Source organism: Ideonella sp. P3_A4 (assembly GCF_056403075.1).
The window spans coordinates 1-588 of record NZ_JBFUGE010001350.1 but is presented as its reverse complement, the minus strand read 5'-3'; the positions used below and the strand labels follow the sequence as shown (position 1 = coordinate 588).

Sequence of the window (588 nt, the reverse complement as noted above, 5' to 3'; positions counted from 1 at the left end):
AGCACGAGACGCTCGAGGGCGAATGGAACCCGCACCGTATCGCCGTGCTGCGTTTCCCCAGCTACGAGAAGGCCAAGGCCTTCTACGACGACGCCCAGTACACCCAGATCCGCCAGAAACGCCTGGGCGCCACCGAGTACTTCAACATGGTGCTCGTCGAGGGCTTCGAAGGCGTCGTTTGAGGCGTCGCCTGACCCGAACAGAACTTGATGCGCGCAGGTAACGGATTTCCGGCATCCTGCCGCCGCGATTTGTTATTGACTTGGAGTGAGACTGAATGAGTGCCATTGTTGACATCGTCGGCCGCGAGATCCTCGACAGCCGCGGCAACCCCACCGTCGAATGCGACGTGCTGCTGGAAAGCGGCACCCTGGGCCGTGCGGCCGTGCCGTCGGGCGCGTCCACCGGCTCGCGCGAAGCCATCGAGCTGCGCGACGGCGACAAGAGCCGCTACCTCGGCAAGGGCGTGCTGAAGGCCGTCCAGAACATCAACAACGACATCAGCGAAGCCGTGCTGGGCCTGGATGCCTCCGAGCAGGCCTTCCTCGACAAGACGCTGATCGACCTGGACGGCACCGACAACAAGAG

1 protein-coding gene and 1 pseudogene are annotated in these 588 nt (G+C 63.4%); both read left to right on the top strand.

Features of this window, described 5'->3' with window-relative positions; translation table 11 throughout:
• Positions 1 to 182: DUF1330 domain-containing protein (locus AC1DYI_RS37970; RefSeq protein WP_477209203.1), on the top strand; the 182-nt coding region annotated here is incomplete at its 5' end.
• Between the two features lie 95 nt (positions 183 to 277).
• Positions 278 to 588, top strand: a pseudogene (gene eno / locus AC1DYI_RS37965) (phosphopyruvate hydratase); the annotation flags it as partial.